The sequence below is a fragment of the Pseudoalteromonas sp. TB51 genome, from assembly GCF_000498055.1.
Lineage (GTDB): Bacteria > Pseudomonadota > Gammaproteobacteria > Enterobacterales > Alteromonadaceae > Pseudoalteromonas > Pseudoalteromonas atlantica.
This window is the reverse complement of record NZ_AUTO01000084.1, coordinates 1-17,347: the sequence shown is the minus strand read 5'-3', so window position 1 is coordinate 17,347 and position 17,347 is coordinate 1. Positions and strand designations below refer to the sequence as shown.

Annotated in this window: 17 protein-coding genes and 1 pseudogene; 6 read left to right on the top strand and 12 right to left on the bottom strand. The window is 39.6% G+C overall.

The annotated features are described in order from the left end of the window. Complete coding sequence (locus tag L650_RS0104045) at nucleotides 1-1,818, bottom strand: protein kinase domain-containing protein (protein ID WP_029772279.1); 1,818 nt, start codon at nucleotides 1,816-1,818, stop codon at nucleotides 1-3. Nucleotides 1,819-2,053: 235 nt separating this feature from the next. Here L650_RS0104045 and L650_RS0104040 point away from each other — a divergent pair, with 235 nt between their 5' ends. Further along, complete coding sequence (locus L650_RS0104040; protein WP_029772278.1) at nucleotides 2,054-4,069, top strand: TonB-dependent receptor; 2,016 nt, start codon at nucleotides 2,054-2,056, stop codon at nucleotides 4,067-4,069. A gap of 60 nt (nucleotides 4,070-4,129) precedes the next feature. Here L650_RS0104040 and L650_RS0104035 read toward each other — a convergent pair whose 3' ends face one another. Together L650_RS0104035 and L650_RS0104030 are read right to left on the bottom strand one after the other, a co-directional pair. Beyond that, nucleotides 4,130-4,789 carry an NADPH-dependent FMN reductase gene (locus L650_RS0104035; protein ID WP_029772277.1) on the bottom strand — a complete coding sequence of 220 codons (660 nt, stop codon included), beginning with the start codon at nucleotides 4,787-4,789 and terminating at the stop codon, nucleotides 4,130-4,132. 162 nt (nucleotides 4,790-4,951) lie between these two features. Beyond that, the gene (locus L650_RS0104030; RefSeq protein ID WP_029772276.1) at nucleotides 4,952-5,752 is read right to left on the bottom strand and encodes a hypothetical protein; all 801 of its coding nucleotides are present in this window, start codon (nucleotides 5,750-5,752) and stop codon (nucleotides 4,952-4,954) included. Between the two features lie 429 nt (nucleotides 5,753-6,181). On the opposite strand from L650_RS0104030, the gene L650_RS0104025 reads away from it, so the two are divergent. Then, nucleotides 6,182-7,381 (top strand): Nramp family divalent metal transporter, encoded by a 1,200-nt coding sequence (locus L650_RS0104025; protein WP_024032231.1) that lies wholly within the window; start codon nucleotides 6,182-6,184, stop codon nucleotides 7,379-7,381. A 13-nt stretch (nucleotides 7,382-7,394) separates the two neighbouring features. Here the strand turns inward: L650_RS0104025 and L650_RS0104020 are convergent, their stop codons facing one another. The 4 genes from L650_RS0104020 to L650_RS0104005 form a co-directional block, all read right to left on the bottom strand. Further along, nucleotides 7,395-8,300, bottom strand: a complete 906-nt coding sequence (locus L650_RS0104020) for a cation diffusion facilitator family transporter (RefSeq protein WP_029772275.1) — start codon at nucleotides 8,298-8,300, stop codon at nucleotides 7,395-7,397. A 75-nt stretch (nucleotides 8,301-8,375) separates the two neighbouring features. After that, nucleotides 8,376-8,831, bottom strand: a complete 456-nt coding sequence (locus L650_RS0104015) for a hypothetical protein (protein ID WP_029772274.1) — start codon at nucleotides 8,829-8,831, stop codon at nucleotides 8,376-8,378. Nucleotides 8,832-8,848: 17 nt separating this feature from the next. After that, nucleotides 8,849-9,085, bottom strand: a complete 237-nt coding sequence (locus tag L650_RS0104010; protein WP_029772273.1) for a hypothetical protein — start codon at nucleotides 9,083-9,085, stop codon at nucleotides 8,849-8,851. A 71-nt stretch (nucleotides 9,086-9,156) separates the two neighbouring features. Then, complete coding sequence (locus L650_RS0104005) at nucleotides 9,157-10,170, bottom strand: DUF5924 family protein (RefSeq protein ID WP_029772272.1); 1,014 nt, start codon at nucleotides 10,168-10,170, stop codon at nucleotides 9,157-9,159. A gap of 556 nt (nucleotides 10,171-10,726) precedes the next feature. Here L650_RS0104005 and L650_RS0104000 point away from each other — a divergent pair. After that, nucleotides 10,727-11,701: a DUF1852 domain-containing protein gene (locus L650_RS0104000; RefSeq protein ID WP_029772271.1), complete on the top strand. Its 975-nt coding sequence runs from the start codon at nucleotides 10,727-10,729 to the stop codon at nucleotides 11,699-11,701. A gap of 29 nt (nucleotides 11,702-11,730) precedes the next feature. Then, nucleotides 11,731-12,765 (top strand): methionine synthase, encoded by a 1,035-nt coding sequence (locus L650_RS0103995; RefSeq protein ID WP_029772270.1) that lies wholly within the window; start codon nucleotides 11,731-11,733, stop codon nucleotides 12,763-12,765. 147 nt (nucleotides 12,766-12,912) lie between these two features. Here the strand turns inward: L650_RS0103995 and L650_RS0103990 are convergent, their stop codons facing one another. Continuing rightward, nucleotides 12,913-13,278 carry a hypothetical protein gene (locus L650_RS0103990; protein ID WP_029772269.1) on the bottom strand — a complete coding sequence of 122 codons (366 nt, stop codon included), beginning with the start codon at nucleotides 13,276-13,278 and terminating at the stop codon, nucleotides 12,913-12,915. A 95-nt stretch (nucleotides 13,279-13,373) separates the two neighbouring features. Then, nucleotides 13,374-13,685, bottom strand: a complete 312-nt coding sequence (locus L650_RS0103985) for a hypothetical protein (RefSeq protein WP_029772268.1) — start codon at nucleotides 13,683-13,685, stop codon at nucleotides 13,374-13,376. Nucleotides 13,686-13,960: 275 nt separating this feature from the next. Here L650_RS0103985 and L650_RS0103980 point away from each other — a divergent pair. After that, nucleotides 13,961-14,221, top strand: a pseudogene (locus tag L650_RS0103980) (transposase); the annotation flags it as partial. A 249-nt stretch (nucleotides 14,222-14,470) separates the two neighbouring features. On the opposite strand, the gene L650_RS0103975 reads toward L650_RS0103980, so the two are convergent. From L650_RS0103975 to L650_RS0103965, 3 genes are all read right to left on the bottom strand, one after another. Further along, nucleotides 14,471-14,752 (bottom strand): hypothetical protein, encoded by a 282-nt coding sequence (locus L650_RS0103975; protein ID WP_029772267.1) that lies wholly within the window; start codon nucleotides 14,750-14,752, stop codon nucleotides 14,471-14,473. A gap of 115 nt (nucleotides 14,753-14,867) precedes the next feature. After that, complete coding sequence (locus L650_RS0103970; protein WP_128081043.1) at nucleotides 14,868-15,374, bottom strand: hypothetical protein; 507 nt, start codon at nucleotides 15,372-15,374, stop codon at nucleotides 14,868-14,870. 121 nt (nucleotides 15,375-15,495) lie between these two features. Then, nucleotides 15,496-15,747 (bottom strand): hypothetical protein, encoded by a 252-nt coding sequence (locus L650_RS0103965; RefSeq protein ID WP_085065422.1) that lies wholly within the window; start codon nucleotides 15,745-15,747, stop codon nucleotides 15,496-15,498. A gap of 132 nt (nucleotides 15,748-15,879) precedes the next feature. Between L650_RS0103965 and L650_RS0103960 the strand changes: the two genes are divergently transcribed. Further along, a complete protein-coding gene (locus L650_RS0103960) occupies nucleotides 15,880-17,034 on the top strand; it encodes an IS110 family transposase (RefSeq protein WP_029772239.1) in 1,155 nt (384 codons plus the stop codon). Nucleotides 17,035-17,347: the final 313 nt, after the last annotated feature.

Genomic DNA, 17,347 nt, shown 5'->3' with positions numbered 1-17,347 from the left:
TTATTGCGCTAATAATTTTGGATTTTTAGGAAAGAAATTCTCTGGTTGTTTTTCACAAAGCGAAAATTCGCGAGTGTTTTTATAAGGAAGCTTCATAAATCCTGCTACCCCTACATCAGTAATGTTAACTGCATACTGCATTAATTTATTAAGTAACCGTTTAAACTCTAATTCTTTGCTTTCATCGAGTAAGCGATAGTAATGGTGTATTTTCATTCTATCTGGCAGGGCTTCAAATATAATACAGCCCGTATGATGAATTTGATTTAGCTCAAACACGCATCTAATCACTTTTTTAGGAAGTTGCAGCTGCTCATCAGGGTCTTTACCGTCTTCAAAGTAAGAATGTGGACGTGCAATTTCGTTTGCCTTCATGCTAACAACTTCATAATCAAGCTCAGGGAGGTTATCAAACTTAAACGCCCCAGTTCCATCTCGCTCTAACTGAATAGTTTTACGCGCATCAAATAAACAACACTTAAATAAACCTTTTTGACTTATCGCTTGTGCAAGCATCACGGTATTATTAATGGCATCGGTAAAGGCTGTTTTTAAACTTTCATCATGCATAATAAGCGATGACTCAACAAACACCGACTCATCTTTCCAATGAAAACTCAATCCACCCACTACCGGGTATTTAGCTAGGCGGCTGATAGAGGCCAAAAAGGCTTTTTCGGTATCGCCGGTATCAAACAAAAACTCTTTATAGTAACGGTCTAATTGAGCATCGTTTACATCAAGCAATTGCTGATTATGATCGGCTTGTCGTAAAAACTGTTTGCGCGAGCTATATACTACGGTGTCGGGCTTATCGCCTTTACCAAACCAATACGGAATAGCAGGACGAGGCTCCGCTTTTTTAAGTTCAGGTAAATACGCCTTAGCCATTTTAGTAATGTTACGCATAAAGTAATCGCCTGCGCCATCGCGTATGGTTTTATTTTTAGACAGCATGCCATCAATTACATTGGCAAGCTCTTTGGGTAAGCCAAGCGAGCTTGCAGGAATGGCTTGCGCGCCAAAACGACACGACTGTGCGGAGGCAAGTGCATATAAAGTAGAAGCCACGCCTTGTTCATCAAATCGTGGCGATGACTGCTCACCCGACATTTGCGCATCACCTATAAAATACACATCGCCCATTCTGGCATTAGTAGTGCTTAAATCTCCAGACATTAAATCCATAAAATTACTGGCTATAGGCTCACCCTTACTATCAACCTGTGCGTAAACAGAGCTTCCCCAATCAACTAAAGACAGCGCATCGCTTTGCTCATCCCATACCAAGTTAGAAGGTTTAATATCGCCATGTACTATAGGTTGAGGGGTTAAACCATTTTTATGATTACGCAGGTCTATTAATACATTACGCAGCCGCACCGCTAATTGCATAATATGGGCGGCACTAAAACGCCCTTTTTTTAGCGATACCTTTTCAAGGTCTTCTCCAATGGCGCGGGCCATCATTAAAATACCTTGCTTTTTTATACGCTCAAAAGCATAAAAGGTGGGCACTAGCGGGTTATTAATTTGCGAGAGCATATACGCTTCGTCTTCTAGGCGGTCGCGCACACTTTGGGCAAGCGTTATACGCGAGAACTTAAACACCCAAGGTAAGGCATTTTCGTCATTGCCAGCAAACACAAAGCCAAACGCACCAGAGCCAATCATCTCTACATTTTTATACCCAAGCGCACTCAGTTGTTTAATACAAATATTAAGCCATTGACGGTGTTTTTTGGCATCTCTATGCGACAGCAAATAAACAGATTGCTCTTCGTTAATATAAAAATTGCGAATTTCTTTGGCTTTCAATACAGGCTCTTTGTTTTATAGGTTAAATAGTTAGTTAGCCACATGATTATTAGTGTTATGTAGGTAGATTACAATACTCACCAGGTAGTTTTTACTCATACCTAAAAAGCTCACTAGCTTAGTGTTTAATATGCGCTATTACACCTTGCTAACAAATGTTGCATCCAATCGATCAGCTAAGCCGTATTTAAACTATCTGCTTATTTTAGATAGTAAATACATAGGGATTTTAGCGATGAAGAGATTAGCTTTACTTACACTGAGCACGTTATATAGCATTAGCACCTACGCTAATATAGAGACCCTTACTGTTTATGGGCATAGAGATGGTTTAATTGGCGAGTCTATCAGTGCCTCAAGCGGTATTATTGGTCAAGGAGAAATACAGCAGCGCCCCATGCTCAGAAGCGCCGAAATGTTAGAGCTTATTCCAGGCATGGCGGTTACACAACACAGTGGCTCGGGTAAGGCTAATCAATACTTTATTAGAGGCTTTAATTTAGATCATGGCACCGACTTTGCCACCAGCATTGAGGGCATGCCCATAAATATGCGAAGCCATGGACACGGGCAAGGTTATACCGATCTTAATTTTATTATTCCAGAAGCTATTTCAACTATTAATTACCAAAAAGGATCATACAGCGCTACACAAGGGGACTTTTCAAGTGCGGGGAGTGCGCAATTTAATTTAGCTAATAACTTAAAGCACAAGCAAATAGAGCTAAGCATTGGTGAAGATAACTATAAACGTGCAGTAGTGCTTAGTGCAGTTGATGTATCTAATGCCAAGTTAATAGCAGCAGCTGAGTGGCAAGGCTACGATGGCCCATGGGATGATATAAACGAAAACGTAAATAAAAAAAATGCCCTACTTCGTTATGTTGGCAAAGCTTTAAATGGAGATTTATCTATTACAGCAATGGCTTACGACAACACATGGCAATCAGCCGATCAAATTCCACAGCGCGCAGTGTCACAAAATATAACGTCACCCTTAGGGTCGCTTGATACCACCCTTGGGGGGAGCTCGAGTCGCTATAGCCTATCAAGTGTTTGGCAAGGCAAGCATATAAAAACCAGTATTTATGCCATAAATTACGATTTAACGCTGTTTTCTAACTTTAGCTATTTTTTAAACGACCCTATAAATGGCGATCAGTTTAACCAACAAGATAGCCGCACTATTTATGGTGGTGAGCTAAGTTATCAATTTGACTCCCTTACTGCGGGTTTAAATATGCAGCACACTGCAGGGCTTGAGGTTCGCCATGACGATATAGACAAGGTAGGACTTTATAACACTAAAGCGCGAGAGAGACTCAATACAATAAGACAAGATGCCATAAGACAAACAAGCTATTCGAGTTATTGGCAAACAAAAATACTTTTCACACCTAAATTAGAGGCCACTGCAGGCGTGCGGTACGATTATTTTGATACCGATGTTAGCAGTATTACACGGGTAAACTCGGGCAAAGAAAACGATGACTTGGTAAGCTTTAAAGGCAGTTTAAATTATAAACTTACAGATTTGTTAGTCGCTTATGCAAACTGGGGGCAGTCTTTTCATTCAAACGATGCCCGCGGCACTACCATTAATATTGACCCTGTTAGCCAACAAAATGCCGAAAAAGTAGATTTACTGGTAAAAAGTGAAGGTGCTGAACTAGGCCTGCGTTTTGCCGATGATCAAAACGTTAATTTATCCGCCGCTTTATGGTGGCTTACACTCGACTCAGAGCTTTTATTTGTAGGTGATGCGGGTAATACAGAGCCCAGTGATGCATCAAAACGTTATGGTCTAGAGCTAAGTGCGTATTATTGGATTAATGAACGCTTTAGCCTAGACATGGAAGCCTCGTTTACTCATTCAAGATTAAATATAAACTCTGACAAGAACTATATAGAAGGCGCAGTACCTGTTGTTGCAAGTGCAGGTTTAAATTGGCATATAAGTCAAATGTGGCAATCATCATTTAGAGTACGCCACATAGGTAAACGGATGCTTTCTGACTCTGGTGATATTCAATCTGAACCATTAACGGTAGTTAATAGTGCTATTAGCTATAAACAAACTCACTGGAAAGTCGATTTTGAACTACTGAATTTATTTGATAGTACCGATCACGATATAGATTACTACTACGCTTCGCGCTTACCGGGCGAGCCTGCACAAGGTGTAGAAGATAACCACTTTCATCCTATTGAGCCTCGCACAGCCCGCTTATCAATTAGCTTATTATTTTAATCGAGAGAAATGCTGTATATAAAAACAGTATACATATAAAAGCGCACCTTAATACATTTTTTAAGGTGCATTTCGCTGAGATGGCGCTGTTTTAAAACTTTTTAACATAGCGTGGGGATCTACGTTTTTACTATGTTGGCTGCTCGCCTGTGCCCACCACATCAGTTGGCTAAAAGTACGCGAATAATAATTAAACCACGATTTTTCTTCTTCACCCACTTGCATTGAACCATCGCTATTTAGCACCTCTTGCGCCTTTGGTACATGAACCATTGCAGAGACTGGTAAACACCCAAGTTCTGATAAAAAGGTACGTAAACTAATTGCCGCACGTAATCCTCCCCATTGCCCTGCCGAATAGGTGACAATAGCGCTTGGCTTATACGAGAACAACGAGCTGCCAAAATGGTTTAGCAAATCAGCTAATGCCGGGCTCATACTATGATTGTACTCTGGGCTTACCATTATATAGCCATCTGCTTGGGTAATTTTATCTGCTAAGGCTGTTAAATGTGCTGGAGCTTGGCTTTTTGCATAGGCAAAATGAGGTTTAAATACATCTTCTGAAGGAAAGTCGAGCGCGTCTATAAGTTCAAACTCGTGCTCGCTGTAGCGCTCGTTTAAACAATTGAGGCATGACTCAGCCACTCGCTCTCCTAATCGTGCTGGCTTAGGGGGTGTGCTATCTCTAACGGTGCCTAAAAAAACTAAAAATTTCATAAAAGCCTCCTTAATTGAGTGTTGTACCCACTATACCTTAAACCTAAAACATATTAAAAATGCGAGGCTTTTATTTGTTTGCACAATTTTTAGCACTCTAAACAAAAATTAATAAGGGTGGCACCCATCACTTACGCTTTAACGCTAACGCCTAACCTCCACTTAATTAAATTGATAACTAACACCAAACCCTGCCCAAAATAAGGAGCGTAAATGTTCATCACCGCTATAGTGTGCAGCATCTTTGTTTATTGCAACGCTGTAACTGGCATAGCCAGATAGCATGACATTATTTAATAGTTGATAAGATAAATTAGCAGCAAGTTTTACGTTATTAAGGCCATTGTGGCCATCGCTTACATAACCACTATTAAAACCCGCCGCAGTTTGCAGCTCCAATCGCATTAAATCACTAAATGCATACTCTTTTGTAATTGCCAGCTCTATAAAGGAGCCACTGAGCGATAACGAGTGATAGATACTCGCCATTGCATGTATATCCCAATCATATGCATAGCTTATATCGAGGCTAAGCTCATTATCATGGGAATTTACTCCTTCCTCGCGTGCTTTTATATGGTTGTAACCTGCATACAAAGTTAGGTGTTCTGCAAGCTCAGTTGAATAAATAGCATTTAAATTTAGCTCATCGTAGTCATTATCAGTGCTTGTTGCTAACCAGGGAATAAACGTAAAGTCATTGTAATTTATTTCGCCCGCAATAGAGATTAAAGCGCTACCGAGCAAGTTATCGCGCCCTTCTGTCACATAATGGCTTTCCCATAAAGGATGAATATGAAAATTTAATTTTTCATTTTCGTGGTCAGGGTGTGCAACGCTTTTTATATTCCCGCCTACACCTACCTCAAGCTCGTGTAGCGATTCATTCGCAGCGCTTTTACTCGTACCTAAAGCCAGCGACATAATGCAGATCAAGTGAAAGATTTTTAAATTAGTTTTCATTAAAAGGTCCAAAACCAAAAAGTTGCGCATAATAGTGCTATATAACGAAGCCCAGCAATAAAAAGATGCCTTTTTAAACAATTTATTTAAAAAGTGGCTCACATCATTAAAAAACTAAGTAACTTGCTCATTTTACAATCTATAAGGTAGGATAAAAATGAGAAACCAACAACGCACATGGCTGATTTATAAATATAACTCGCGCATATTGTGCATTTAACTAGCAGGTAATCGTTTGGCTCTTTAAATCTATATATAAGTTGGTATCCTACGCGGCTTTTTGATAGTCATATTAAAATAATTACTCAGAGTTTAAGGTTAATTAGCCAAGGTGGGGCTCTCGCTGCATGGCACGTAAAGTGGCAGCAATCTAGGTTCAACGTAATAAAACGTTGTTCTAAATTTAAAAGCAAATATTAAGGTAACAGTATGCGATTTGGCCCAGGATTACTTGTAACAGCCGCATTTATTGGCCCCGGAACAATCACAACGGCAAGTGTTGCCGGTGCAAACTTTGGGTTTGCATTAATTTGGACATTACTTTTTTCGGTTATTGCCACTATTTTGTTGCAGTCTATGGCTGCTCGATTAGGAGTAGCAACAGGGCAAGATTTAGCACAAGCGTTACGTGCACACATTAAAACCCCTTATCTTAAAGCGCTTGCTAGTTTTTTAGTAATAAGTGCTATTGGTGTAGGTAGCGCTGCATATGAAGCCGGAAACCTCAGTGGTGCAAGTATGGGGCTAGTTGGTATTTTCCCAGGGGTAAGTGCACAAATATGGACGCCGTTAATTGCTGTATGTAGCGCTATTCTTTTATACAGTGGTAAGCACAAAGTGGTAGAAAATGCATTAATACTGCTGGTTATCCTTATGAGCCTAGTATTTATATCTACCCTAATTATGGCTGCGCCACCAATGGCTAAAGTACTCGCTGGGTTTATACCTACAATGCCAAGTGGCTCAATTACAACGGTATTGGCCCTCATTGGCACAACCATTGTTCCGTATAACTTATTTTTGCACTCTGGTGTTTTGGCAGCGCAAGATCATTCTAAAAGTGATAAAGACACTGTTATTAAACAAACTAACTTAGATACAGGTTTATCAATTACGCTAGGTGGGGTGATCACCCTTGCCATTTTATCAACCGCGTCTGTTGCGTTTTATGGCACCGATGCCGGTAAAATTAGTGCAGCAAATATGGCTGTGCAACTTGAGCCATTACTTGGCGAAGCAGCGCATTACTTTTTTGCTATTGGTTTATTTGCCGCAGGATTAACCAGCGCAATAACAGCCCCATTAGCAGGCGCGTATGCGGTATGTGGCATGCTTGGTTGGTCAAGCGAAATGAGTAACACCCGTTTTAAAACAGTCGCCATTACTATTTTAGCTTTTGGTGCATTTGTGGCCTCACTGGGGCTTGACCCTGTTGCGGTAATTATATTTGCACAGGCTGCAAATGGATTACTACTGCCCATAATTACCGCATATTTGGTGTGGTTAGTGAATCAAAAATCAGTCATGGGAAAATACACCAACTCAACACTTTTAAATGTAGTTATATTACCCGTGCTACTACTCATTTTTTCGTTAAGTTGTTACAAACTATCAGGGTTAATTTTTTAAAACCAATTAACGTTTAACCATGGGCATGCCCATGGTTGAACATACAACCTGCGCTGCCTTGGCTGCTTTCAACTTGAATGGTGGCGTGTTCAATGTCAAAGTGGTCATGTAAATGGTGCTGTACTTCAATTAAAAAGTCGTTATTTAATGCGTTGTTGTCCGTTACTAAGTGAACAATAAGCGCAGACTCTGTGGTACTTAGTGGCCACACATGTAGCCCATGCACACCTGTTACATGCTCAATGCTTAAAAAATACTGCTTTAGTTTTTCTATACTAATATTTTTGGGTACGGCGTCTGTGGCGTAATTAAGCGAGTCTTTAAATAATCCCCACGTGCCAATAAACACAATCACGACAATACTCAAACTTACAACAGGGTCTACCCACTGCCAGTTTTTAAATAAAATAACAATGCCGGCAATTACCACACCTAAAGACACCGCTGCATCAGCCGCCATATGTAAAAAAGCACCTCTAATATTTAAATCGTGCTTTTGCCCTTGCACAAACAACAACGCAGTTAATGTGTTAATTACCACACCAATAAGCGAAACCACTATAACCGTCATGCCTGTAACCGGCTGAGGGTTTTCAAAACGTTCTATAGCATGCCAAGCTATGCTAGCAAGGGCAGCCATAAGTAAAACAGAGCTCATTAAAGACGCTAACACCGTTGATTTTTTATAGCCAAAGGTGCGCTTGTCGGTAGCGGCTTTACTTGCCAAAACATTTGCCCCCCACGCAAGTAATAAGCTAACCACGTCGCTTAGGTTATGCCCTGCGTCGGCTAAAAGCGCGAGGGAGTTGGCAAAAAAACCGTACCCTGCTTCTATCACGACAAATATAAGATTGAGTAAAACGCCTATAGCAAACGCGCGATTATAGTGACTAATATGATGGCTGTGATCGTGACTCATGTTGCTCCTTACATAGTAAATAACTTGATTAACCTGAGCTGTAGAAATCTATTTTTAGCGCTCACTGTTTTTAATTTATAAGGTTAATGAGGTATGTGTTCGGAAAAGTTTAAGTGTACCTAATAAATAAAACAGCCCATAAATACTGCATACAATTGAGCTTACAATCCAAAATACAATGGAGTTGTGATGAATAAACTGACTGGTTGTTACAAAAGGAGCGATTAATCCTGCTATCCCCCTTAGTAAATAAACGCCTGTTATTAATACTAAAGCCGTTTTTAATAAAGGCAGCTTTAAAATAACGCCCGCGCCAGAGAGCGCATACATGCCCCATATAGCAAGTATGGCTGATATAATTAAAGTAACAAAGGTAGGATACGTACTCCCCTGCTCAGCCAACTGCGCCATGTGTTTACCAGCACCAAAAAAGCGATACCAATCAGGGCCGCCAAAAATACAGGCAATATGTAAAAGTGACGCTATAAAACTTAAAACCCCCGCTATAACCAATAGCTTATTAAACTTCATATACTTATAAACCTAAGTTATTGGCTAATGTAAGCAACAAAACCAATTAACGCTGCGTAAAAACTAAAACCAAGTAAACATATTAGGTAAACGTTTTTAGCTTTATTTGCCTTAAAGCTCACATAATCTTTAATGTCAGCTTTAAACTTACCAAAGGTGAATACGTTTAAAATTGCACAGCCGGTAGAGTACAGAATAAACCCTAAAATGGTTTCTATCATTAGCCACATAACAATATCTAAAGCAATGCTCATAACACTCATCCATTAAGTAATGTAAAAACAGCGTATCAAATCTATAGTTGATTATCAGCGTATTTATAGCGTTAAGGTGTAACAATAAATTTCGTAAGTCCTATTAATTGCCCCGACTCAGTTACCACTTTTACTTGCCACTTACCTTTAGCATCATGTGGAAAATTTACTTTATGAGTCCATGCTCTGTAGCCTTGTTTTCGCCCGCCATTAATATTGAGCGTAATTCTGTCGACCTCTTTTTTATTGTGTATCCATACATGAAATATTTTTTCGTTTAGACCCCTTGGCGCTTTTACTGCGGTCCATGTGTATAATCCTTCATGATGAAGTGTATATAAATCAAGAGTATCAATACTACCTAGTGGTTTTTTATGCTCAACATCTACTTTGTGTGCCAAGGTAATATCGGTTAAACGCAGGGCTGCTGGCGGTACAAAGCTGCGAAGCTGCCAAACCCCGGCGCTTATTGCGCATAAAATTAAAACTAAAATAGGAAAACGCCACCAGCGCGCATCAGGCATTAAGTTTGTTAAGCTAGGTAAAGTAATAAGCACTGAGGTTACAAGCGCAATTGCTAAGCTTTGGCTCGTAGTTAGGTTTAATAAAATAGGTAACGTAACAAGCAACACCACAAATAATGCAAAGTTATGAAATACTGTAAACAGTGTGCGGTTTTTAGCTAACTTTTTATAGTAAAATGGATCTATTACCGATATGAAGGCACATATAATAATCAGCGATGTAAAGAGTGCTTGTGGGTGATCCCACTGGGTAACCGCTAAAAAAAACGGTAACGCAAAAAATAGGCTTTCTTGTTGCACCATTTGCAGTGCAAAGCGCATTACATTAGGAGATACGGCGACCCCAAAGCGCTCTTGTACTTTATCGCGTAGCCAATTGTCGATGATCAACCAAAACCAGCTCACCAGTAAAACAATGGCAATAACCTGCGAGAACGACTCTTTTCTATCGACCATTACATAGCTTGCAACACCTGAGCAAAACGCCAATACAGCCAATAGCCCTGGTCGCTTTTGCATTGCAACTATAAATTGAGTAATGAGATTTTTTAGTTTGTTCATTTATTTTAGTGTCCGTACATAATGTACTTTATTATTATCAAGTTAGTTAAGTCAGTGTAACTAAGCCTAGATGAACAACACATAGATGCCTGCAGGTATAATTGTTAGTTGTTGCATTAAAAACCACTCCCTTTTAACCGCTTTTTTAATTAATAAGTGCCTATAATTCGCCGAAAAACTACAGTAATTTTTAAAACTGTAACTTTAAGCGTTAATTAAAATAAGGGTTACAGCCGTGCCTGAATTTTATTAATGCTTAACGTGAATTTAGCACAACAAACACATCTAGACGTCTAAACACCTATAAATTATACGCTGCACTATTTTTTTACATGCCTAAACACAGGTTTATATTCTCTCAGTAACACATTTAATTTATATAAATGAATCAAACTCATGTTTTATGTGAAATTAAACCGTTTTTATTAAAGCACCAATCAACGTATAAATTATCCATCGGCCAGCGCTTATAAGCATTAAGCCTGTTTATTATAAAACCACCCTTTGAGCACGCTAAAGGCTCAGGTTTTAAATATACAATATGGATAGAGTCACCATGAGTAAAAACATTACATTTAATATTAAAAGTCAGCGCCTTGATGAAAACTACCAACCCGCTGAAAACACCCGTATTACCACTAATTTTGCAAACTTAGCACGAGGCGAACACCGCCAACAAAACTTAAGAAAAGCGCTAAATATGATCAACAACCGCTTTAACACCCTTGCTAATTGGGATAACCCAACCGCTGAGCGCTACAGTGTAGAGCTTGAGATTATTTCTGTAGATATTGGTTTAGATGAAAACAACCAAAGCTTTCCTTCTATAGAAATATTAAAAACGAATATTATTGATACCAAAACAAACAAGCGCATAGAAGGTATTGTTGGTAATAACTTTTCATCGTACGTTCGCGACTACGACTTTAGCGTGTTACTTCAGCAACATAATAAAAATAAACCACAATTTAGTATTCCCGATAATTTTGGTGAGCTGCATGGTAAGTTATTTCAATCGTTTGTAAGCTCCAACACCTATAAGCAACACTTTAAAAAGCCACCGGTAATATGCCTCAGTGTGTCAGATAACAAAACCTATCATCGCACTGCCAACCAGCACCCTATTTTAGGTATTGAATACCAACCAAACGAATCTTCGTTAACAGAGCAATACTTTAAAAAAATGGGCCTACAGGTGCGTTACTTTATGCCTGCAAATAGTGCCGCACCTTTTGCCTTGTTTTTCTTTGGTGACTTACTAAACGATTACACCAACCTTGAGCTAATAAGCACCATTAGCACAATGGAAACCTTTCAAAAAATTTATCGCCCAGAAATTTATAACGCCAATGCCAAAGCGGGTAACGCCTTTAAGCCTAATTTAAAAAATGCCGACCACTCACTCACGCAAATTATTTACGACAGAGATGAGCGCAGTAAATTAGCCGCAGAACAAGGCAAGTTTGCTGAAGAGCATTTTATAAAACCGTATAAATCAGTGCTTGAGCAATTTACATCAGCAAACGTCTAACCTTATTTTAATAAAGGGTCACTCTTATTATGAAAACATTATTACCTACATCTACAGCTGGCAGTCTACCAAAGCCCTTATGGCTTGCAGAGCCAGAAACCCTTTGGTCGCCGTGGAAGCTTCAAAACAACGAACTTATTGAAGGCAAAAAAGACGCCCTGCGCATTGCACTTCACTCACAACAACTCGCTGGTATTGACATAGTGAGCGATGGCGAGCAAACACGTCAGCATTTTGTAACTACATTTATAGAGCACCTAAACGGTGTTGATTTTGAAAAACGAAAAACCGTAAAAATACGCGACCGTTACGATGCAAGTGTTCCAAGCGTAGTGGGCCCTGTTAGCCGCCAAAAACCTGTATTTGTAGAAGACGCTAAGTTTTTGCGCTCGCAAACTAACCAACCTATAAAGTGGGCACTACCCGGCCCAATGACCATGATAGATACTCTTTATGACGACCACTACAAAAGCCGCGAAAAATTAGCCTGGGAATTTGCCAAAATACTCAACCAAGAGGCCAAAGAGCTAGAAGCCGCAGGCGTAGATATTATCCAATTTGATGAGCCCGCGTTTAATGTATTTTTTGATGAAGTAAACGATTGGGGCATTGCCTGTTTAGAACGCGCAATTGAAGGGTTAAAATGCGAAACTGCTGTGCATATCTGTTATGGCTACGGCATTAAAGCTAACACCGATTGGAAAAAAACACTTGGCAATGAATGGCGCCAGTACGAAGAAGCTTTTCCTAAATTACAGCAATCAAATATTGATATTATCTCACTTGAGTGTCACAACTCACACGTACCTATGGACTTACTTGAACTAATTCGCGGTAAAAAAGTAATGGTAGGCGCTATTGATGTTGCCACCAATGAAATAGAAACACCTGAAGAAGTANTAGCCGCTACTTTAGGCAAAGCCCTACAGTTTGTAGATGCCGACAAACTCTACCCCTGCACAAACTGCGGCATGGCCCCGCTTTCGCGCGAAGTTGCGAACGCTAAGCTTAATGCATTGAGTAAAGGCGCGGAAATAGTAAGAAAAGAGCTATTAGTGCAGTAAAGCTTGCTTTAAAAACTAGCTATGTAATTAAAACCTGCGCACTTTTTTTAAAATTAAGTGCGCTAATACGTATAGCTACAAAGGGGCTTGCAAGCTCAAGCGTATGTTTAGCAAAGTTGATTCAGGGTGCTAATTAGCTTTACTAAACTAAATTAAAATTTGTATGTAAAATATTATCATTGCAACAGTAATAAACGTAAGAAGTCCAATAACCACAGTCCGCTCAGGAATAGAATGAACTATCAGTGATGGCATTTTTTTAAAAACAGGAAAAGTTGGAAAAAAGAAAACTGAATGCTTTTCAAAATTTTTATATTTATCCCACACCTTTGAGAAAAAAAGCTTTATACCTGAGAGATACATCAATACAAAGGTAGAAGCCCCAAGCACTTCTACCATGGCCATAAGTTCAATACTTACCACTATTTCTGGCCCAGCTAACAGCATGACTAAGATTAACGCCAAAGCGTGCCAAACCCCCTTTGACATCGCTATTTTTATCCTATCAAACACCAAATTTTCCTTGTAAAGCTAACGAGCAGTGACGTAGCTGCATAATTGCGAAGAGCCGCTGCGTTACTGTCCCAGTGAACGTGTTTAGCGTTTTGTTATATGCCGTTTTTTCTACGTCCATCTTCATAAAGAACAAAACAGTCTGCACTAATTTTACGAGACTGTTTTTGTACTTCGCACTCTAGTAAAGCTCTTTTGTTGGCGAGTTCTTGATTCGGATATCCATACCCATAGCCACTTACCCATGCGCCGTCTTTTTCCACGGCAACTGCATAAGCTTTCTGATTCCTATAATTTAGATATCTTTTTATATCACTATCCATTTCCGTTTTTGTAGCTTCTGGAATTGATTTTGTAGCGCAAGAACAAAGAACAACTATTGATAATGGTATTAGAAAAAGCTTCATTGTTTAAAACTCCTTTTTAGGCATATGATGAGCCTGTAGATTAACTCGTTATTAAATTTTTTTTATTGATTAACAAACCATAGCTGAGTTCCTATTTTGGTTCAATTGATTACTGTATTTTTACGCAGAAGATTGAAGTGTTTGATATTGTTTTAATTGGCGTTTTTAAGGGATTACGGGTGTTTGAGTGGCTTTTATTTAGGGTGAAAGGGGGTAATCTCCCCAAAAGAAGTCAAATGTAGAATTCTCTCTTATTGTAAATACAGGAGAAAATTATGAAAAAAACACATTTTACTGACAGCCAAATCCTTGCCATTTTAAAACAAGCAGAAAACGGCGTGCCTATTCCTGAGCTGTGCCGCGAACATGGCATGGGCAATTCAACCTTTTATTAATGGCGCGCTAAATATGGCGGTATGGATGCGTCTTTAATGACACGAATTAAAGAACTTGAAGATGAAAATCGTCGTTTAAAGAAAATGTATGCTGAAGAGCGGTTAAAATCTGATGTTATTCAAGAGACAATGGCAAAAAAGTGGTGAAGGCTTCTGAGTAAATTATTAAATCTGAAAATTATTAAATTTGACACCCACTTTATTAAATCTGACACCCACTACCTAGATTCTAATTGGAAGTGCACCACCTAATTCATTATAGACTTCATTTGGTGTTTTAAATCCTAAACATTTTCTAGGGCGATTATTTAGTTGCTCCTCTACCTTTTTTAATTGCTGATGGCTTACTTTGCTAATGCCGCGCTTTTTGCGGCGAACTTAGGCAACTTGTTAGTGAGCATCTTTAATTGGCCAGATGAACTTACGAGCCACGAAAAACACTACAACGCCTATTACTGCAGCGGCAGTTCCGCCGAAAAGTTGTGCGACCGGCCACATAGAAGCACCACCACCTTGGTAAGGCACAAAATACTCTGTATATAACAGTGAACCTAATAGGCCCAACCAAGGCACTGCACCTGCAACAAAAATTGCTAATTTGTGCCTCATATACTTGGCGACCAACAAACCAACTAAACTCGATAAAGTTATTAAAATATACCAAATATTCATGTTAAGCCTCCTGCTCACTAACGCCCTAATAATGGGCAAAAAATTGTTGGCTAAAATGTTGAGGAACGAAAACAGCCAACTGTTTTTTGTCCTTATTAATTAGCTTGTTAGCAAGCTATTTAACCACAAGTTTAACGGATTTACCTACATTAAGTCTGTGTGATACCAGAAATATATCTAATGTTAAATTTAATGGCTCTATCTTTGATTTTTGAGGCTCTAGCCAAGGGAATACCAATTTCATTACTCCATTATCTATACGTCCAGTCATGGGCGTATCCGGAAATATTAAATCAGGTTGTTTTCCTTCGGTGAGTCTAACGTAAACACCAAAATCTGAAATTTTATATGAACTGCTTTCTGGAAGAGATACGCTTAACTCTATAATTCCGAAATCAGAACAAGCTGAACTTCGGTTGCCTGATCCCCGAGACAAACTACTTAATTCCACTACTGGCTCTGGCACTAGCTCCCAAAAGTAACCGTTTTCGGGTTGTTCAAGGGTAACCGCATTCCAACTATCGGGAATTGGGGTAAACATTCTCCAACCAGCAATTGAACAGGAAAGACTGTTGAATGAGACCAGATTACAAAGTAGTAAAAATAATAGTGAGTATTTCACCGAGCTTTCCTTGCTTGCTAACGCCCGCCTAACACGCAATGTGTTGGCATAGCTTTTTGCGTTGTTTGCCAAAAACATGATAACGTAACATTGTCGGAGTTTAGGCGCTTGTTATATAACCTTACTTTGTTTTATTTCTTGTTTCCATTAACGTGATACGAGCATTAACTTTTTTAATCGCATGAGCAACATAATAATAAAGAACAAAAAATGCTGATATACCTGTTATTAAAGCGGCTGGTATAGGAGGAATAGTTAGAGTAAGGATGAGCGCGATTGTGGAAATTGCAATGACAATAAGCCATGTGTGGGTTGCACTGAAAAGTTTTCGATTTTGTTGCTCGATAATTTTTATACTTTGATCTATATCCATAAACACAAACTCCTTGGGGTATATAGACATAATGACTCCCACACGGTGTTAGCCTCCGCTTTTCGTGGGTTAGCTTAATTCAAAGCCAGAGCCATAATTAGTTTGTCAATTAACTAAACAGCAGAGGCTAACATGAATAAACATAGCATACTTTTTATCGGTCTTGATACACATAAAGAATTCAATGAAGTCGCCTATATTGAAGAACATAGAGGTGCGCAACCTGTTCATCTTGGCCGAGTTTCGTCTTCCAAAGTGGCCGTTCAAAAGCTTGTTCGTCAGTTCGAATCGAAATACTCTGGCGCAACACTTCATTTTGTTTATGAAGCAGGCCCATGTGGTTATTGGATTTACAGGTTAATTACCAGCCTCGGCCATTGCTGTTACGTGGTGGCGCCCTCTCTTATTCCTAAAAAACCTGGTGAGAAGATTAAAACCGATAAACGTGATGCTCTTAAGCTTGCTAAATTACTTAAGTCTGAAGATTTAACACCTATCTATGTTCCCGAGCCTGAAGATGAAGCTGTACGCGATTTATCTCGTGCACGCGAAGTGGCAATGAAGGACTTAAAAGATGCCAAATATCAATTAAAGGCGCTGTTGCTTCGCAATAATATCAATTATAAAGGCACTGCGAATTGGTCACAAAAACATTTACGTTGGCTCACTGAGATTGTGCTGCCACACCCCGCTCAGCACATCGTCTTACAAGAATTTTTACACACAATTACCGAACGAATAAGCCGACTTGAACGGCTAGACAATGAACTAACACACCACGTTCACCAGTGGCGTTATTATCCTGTTGTCAAAGCAATACAAGCTATGCGTGGTGTCCGTTTGTTGGTCGCCACTGGCGTTGTTGCTGAGCTTGGCGATTTATCGCGTTTCGACCATCCCCGTAAATTAATGAGTTATCTCGGTCTTGTACCCAGTGAACACTCGAGTGGTGGCAAACGCCATATTGGCGCCATCACAAAATGCGGAAATGGCCGAGCAAGACGCCTTCTTGTGGAAGGTGCACACACTTATCGGTATGCGGCAAATATATCAACAGATATGCAAAAACGACAAGAAGGCTTACCAAAGGACATTATTGATATTGCGTGGAAAGCACAGATTAGGCTCTGCAAACGCTATAAAAAAATGATAGCCAAAGGGAAACACTACAATCTGGTTGTTACCGCCATTGCCCGAGAAATGATTGCGTACATATGGGCTATTGCAAAAGAAGTGGTGCTTACGCCAGTGAATACAAAACTTAGATTGGCAAGAGTACCCGCATGATAAACGTATTAGAGTTAATGCATGGGATCAAGCATCGGGTGTGGCACAACCACCGACGGCGTTAGGATGGCAGTGCAGCTAACGCTGCATTGAACCACGAACATAGACTGAAGACAGGTGCCACGACGAAATAAGTAAGGTCTGCTCTGTTACTAGAAATAGTAATAACCAACGAATATCAGCAAGATAACCGACGACATTACTTGCTTCATCCTATGTATTAACTCGCTCTAATTCGAGCTAAAGTAATTATGGCTTAAAAAGTTAGGCAGGGATCAGTGCGTTTAACTTGACAGTGGGAGTCATACCAACG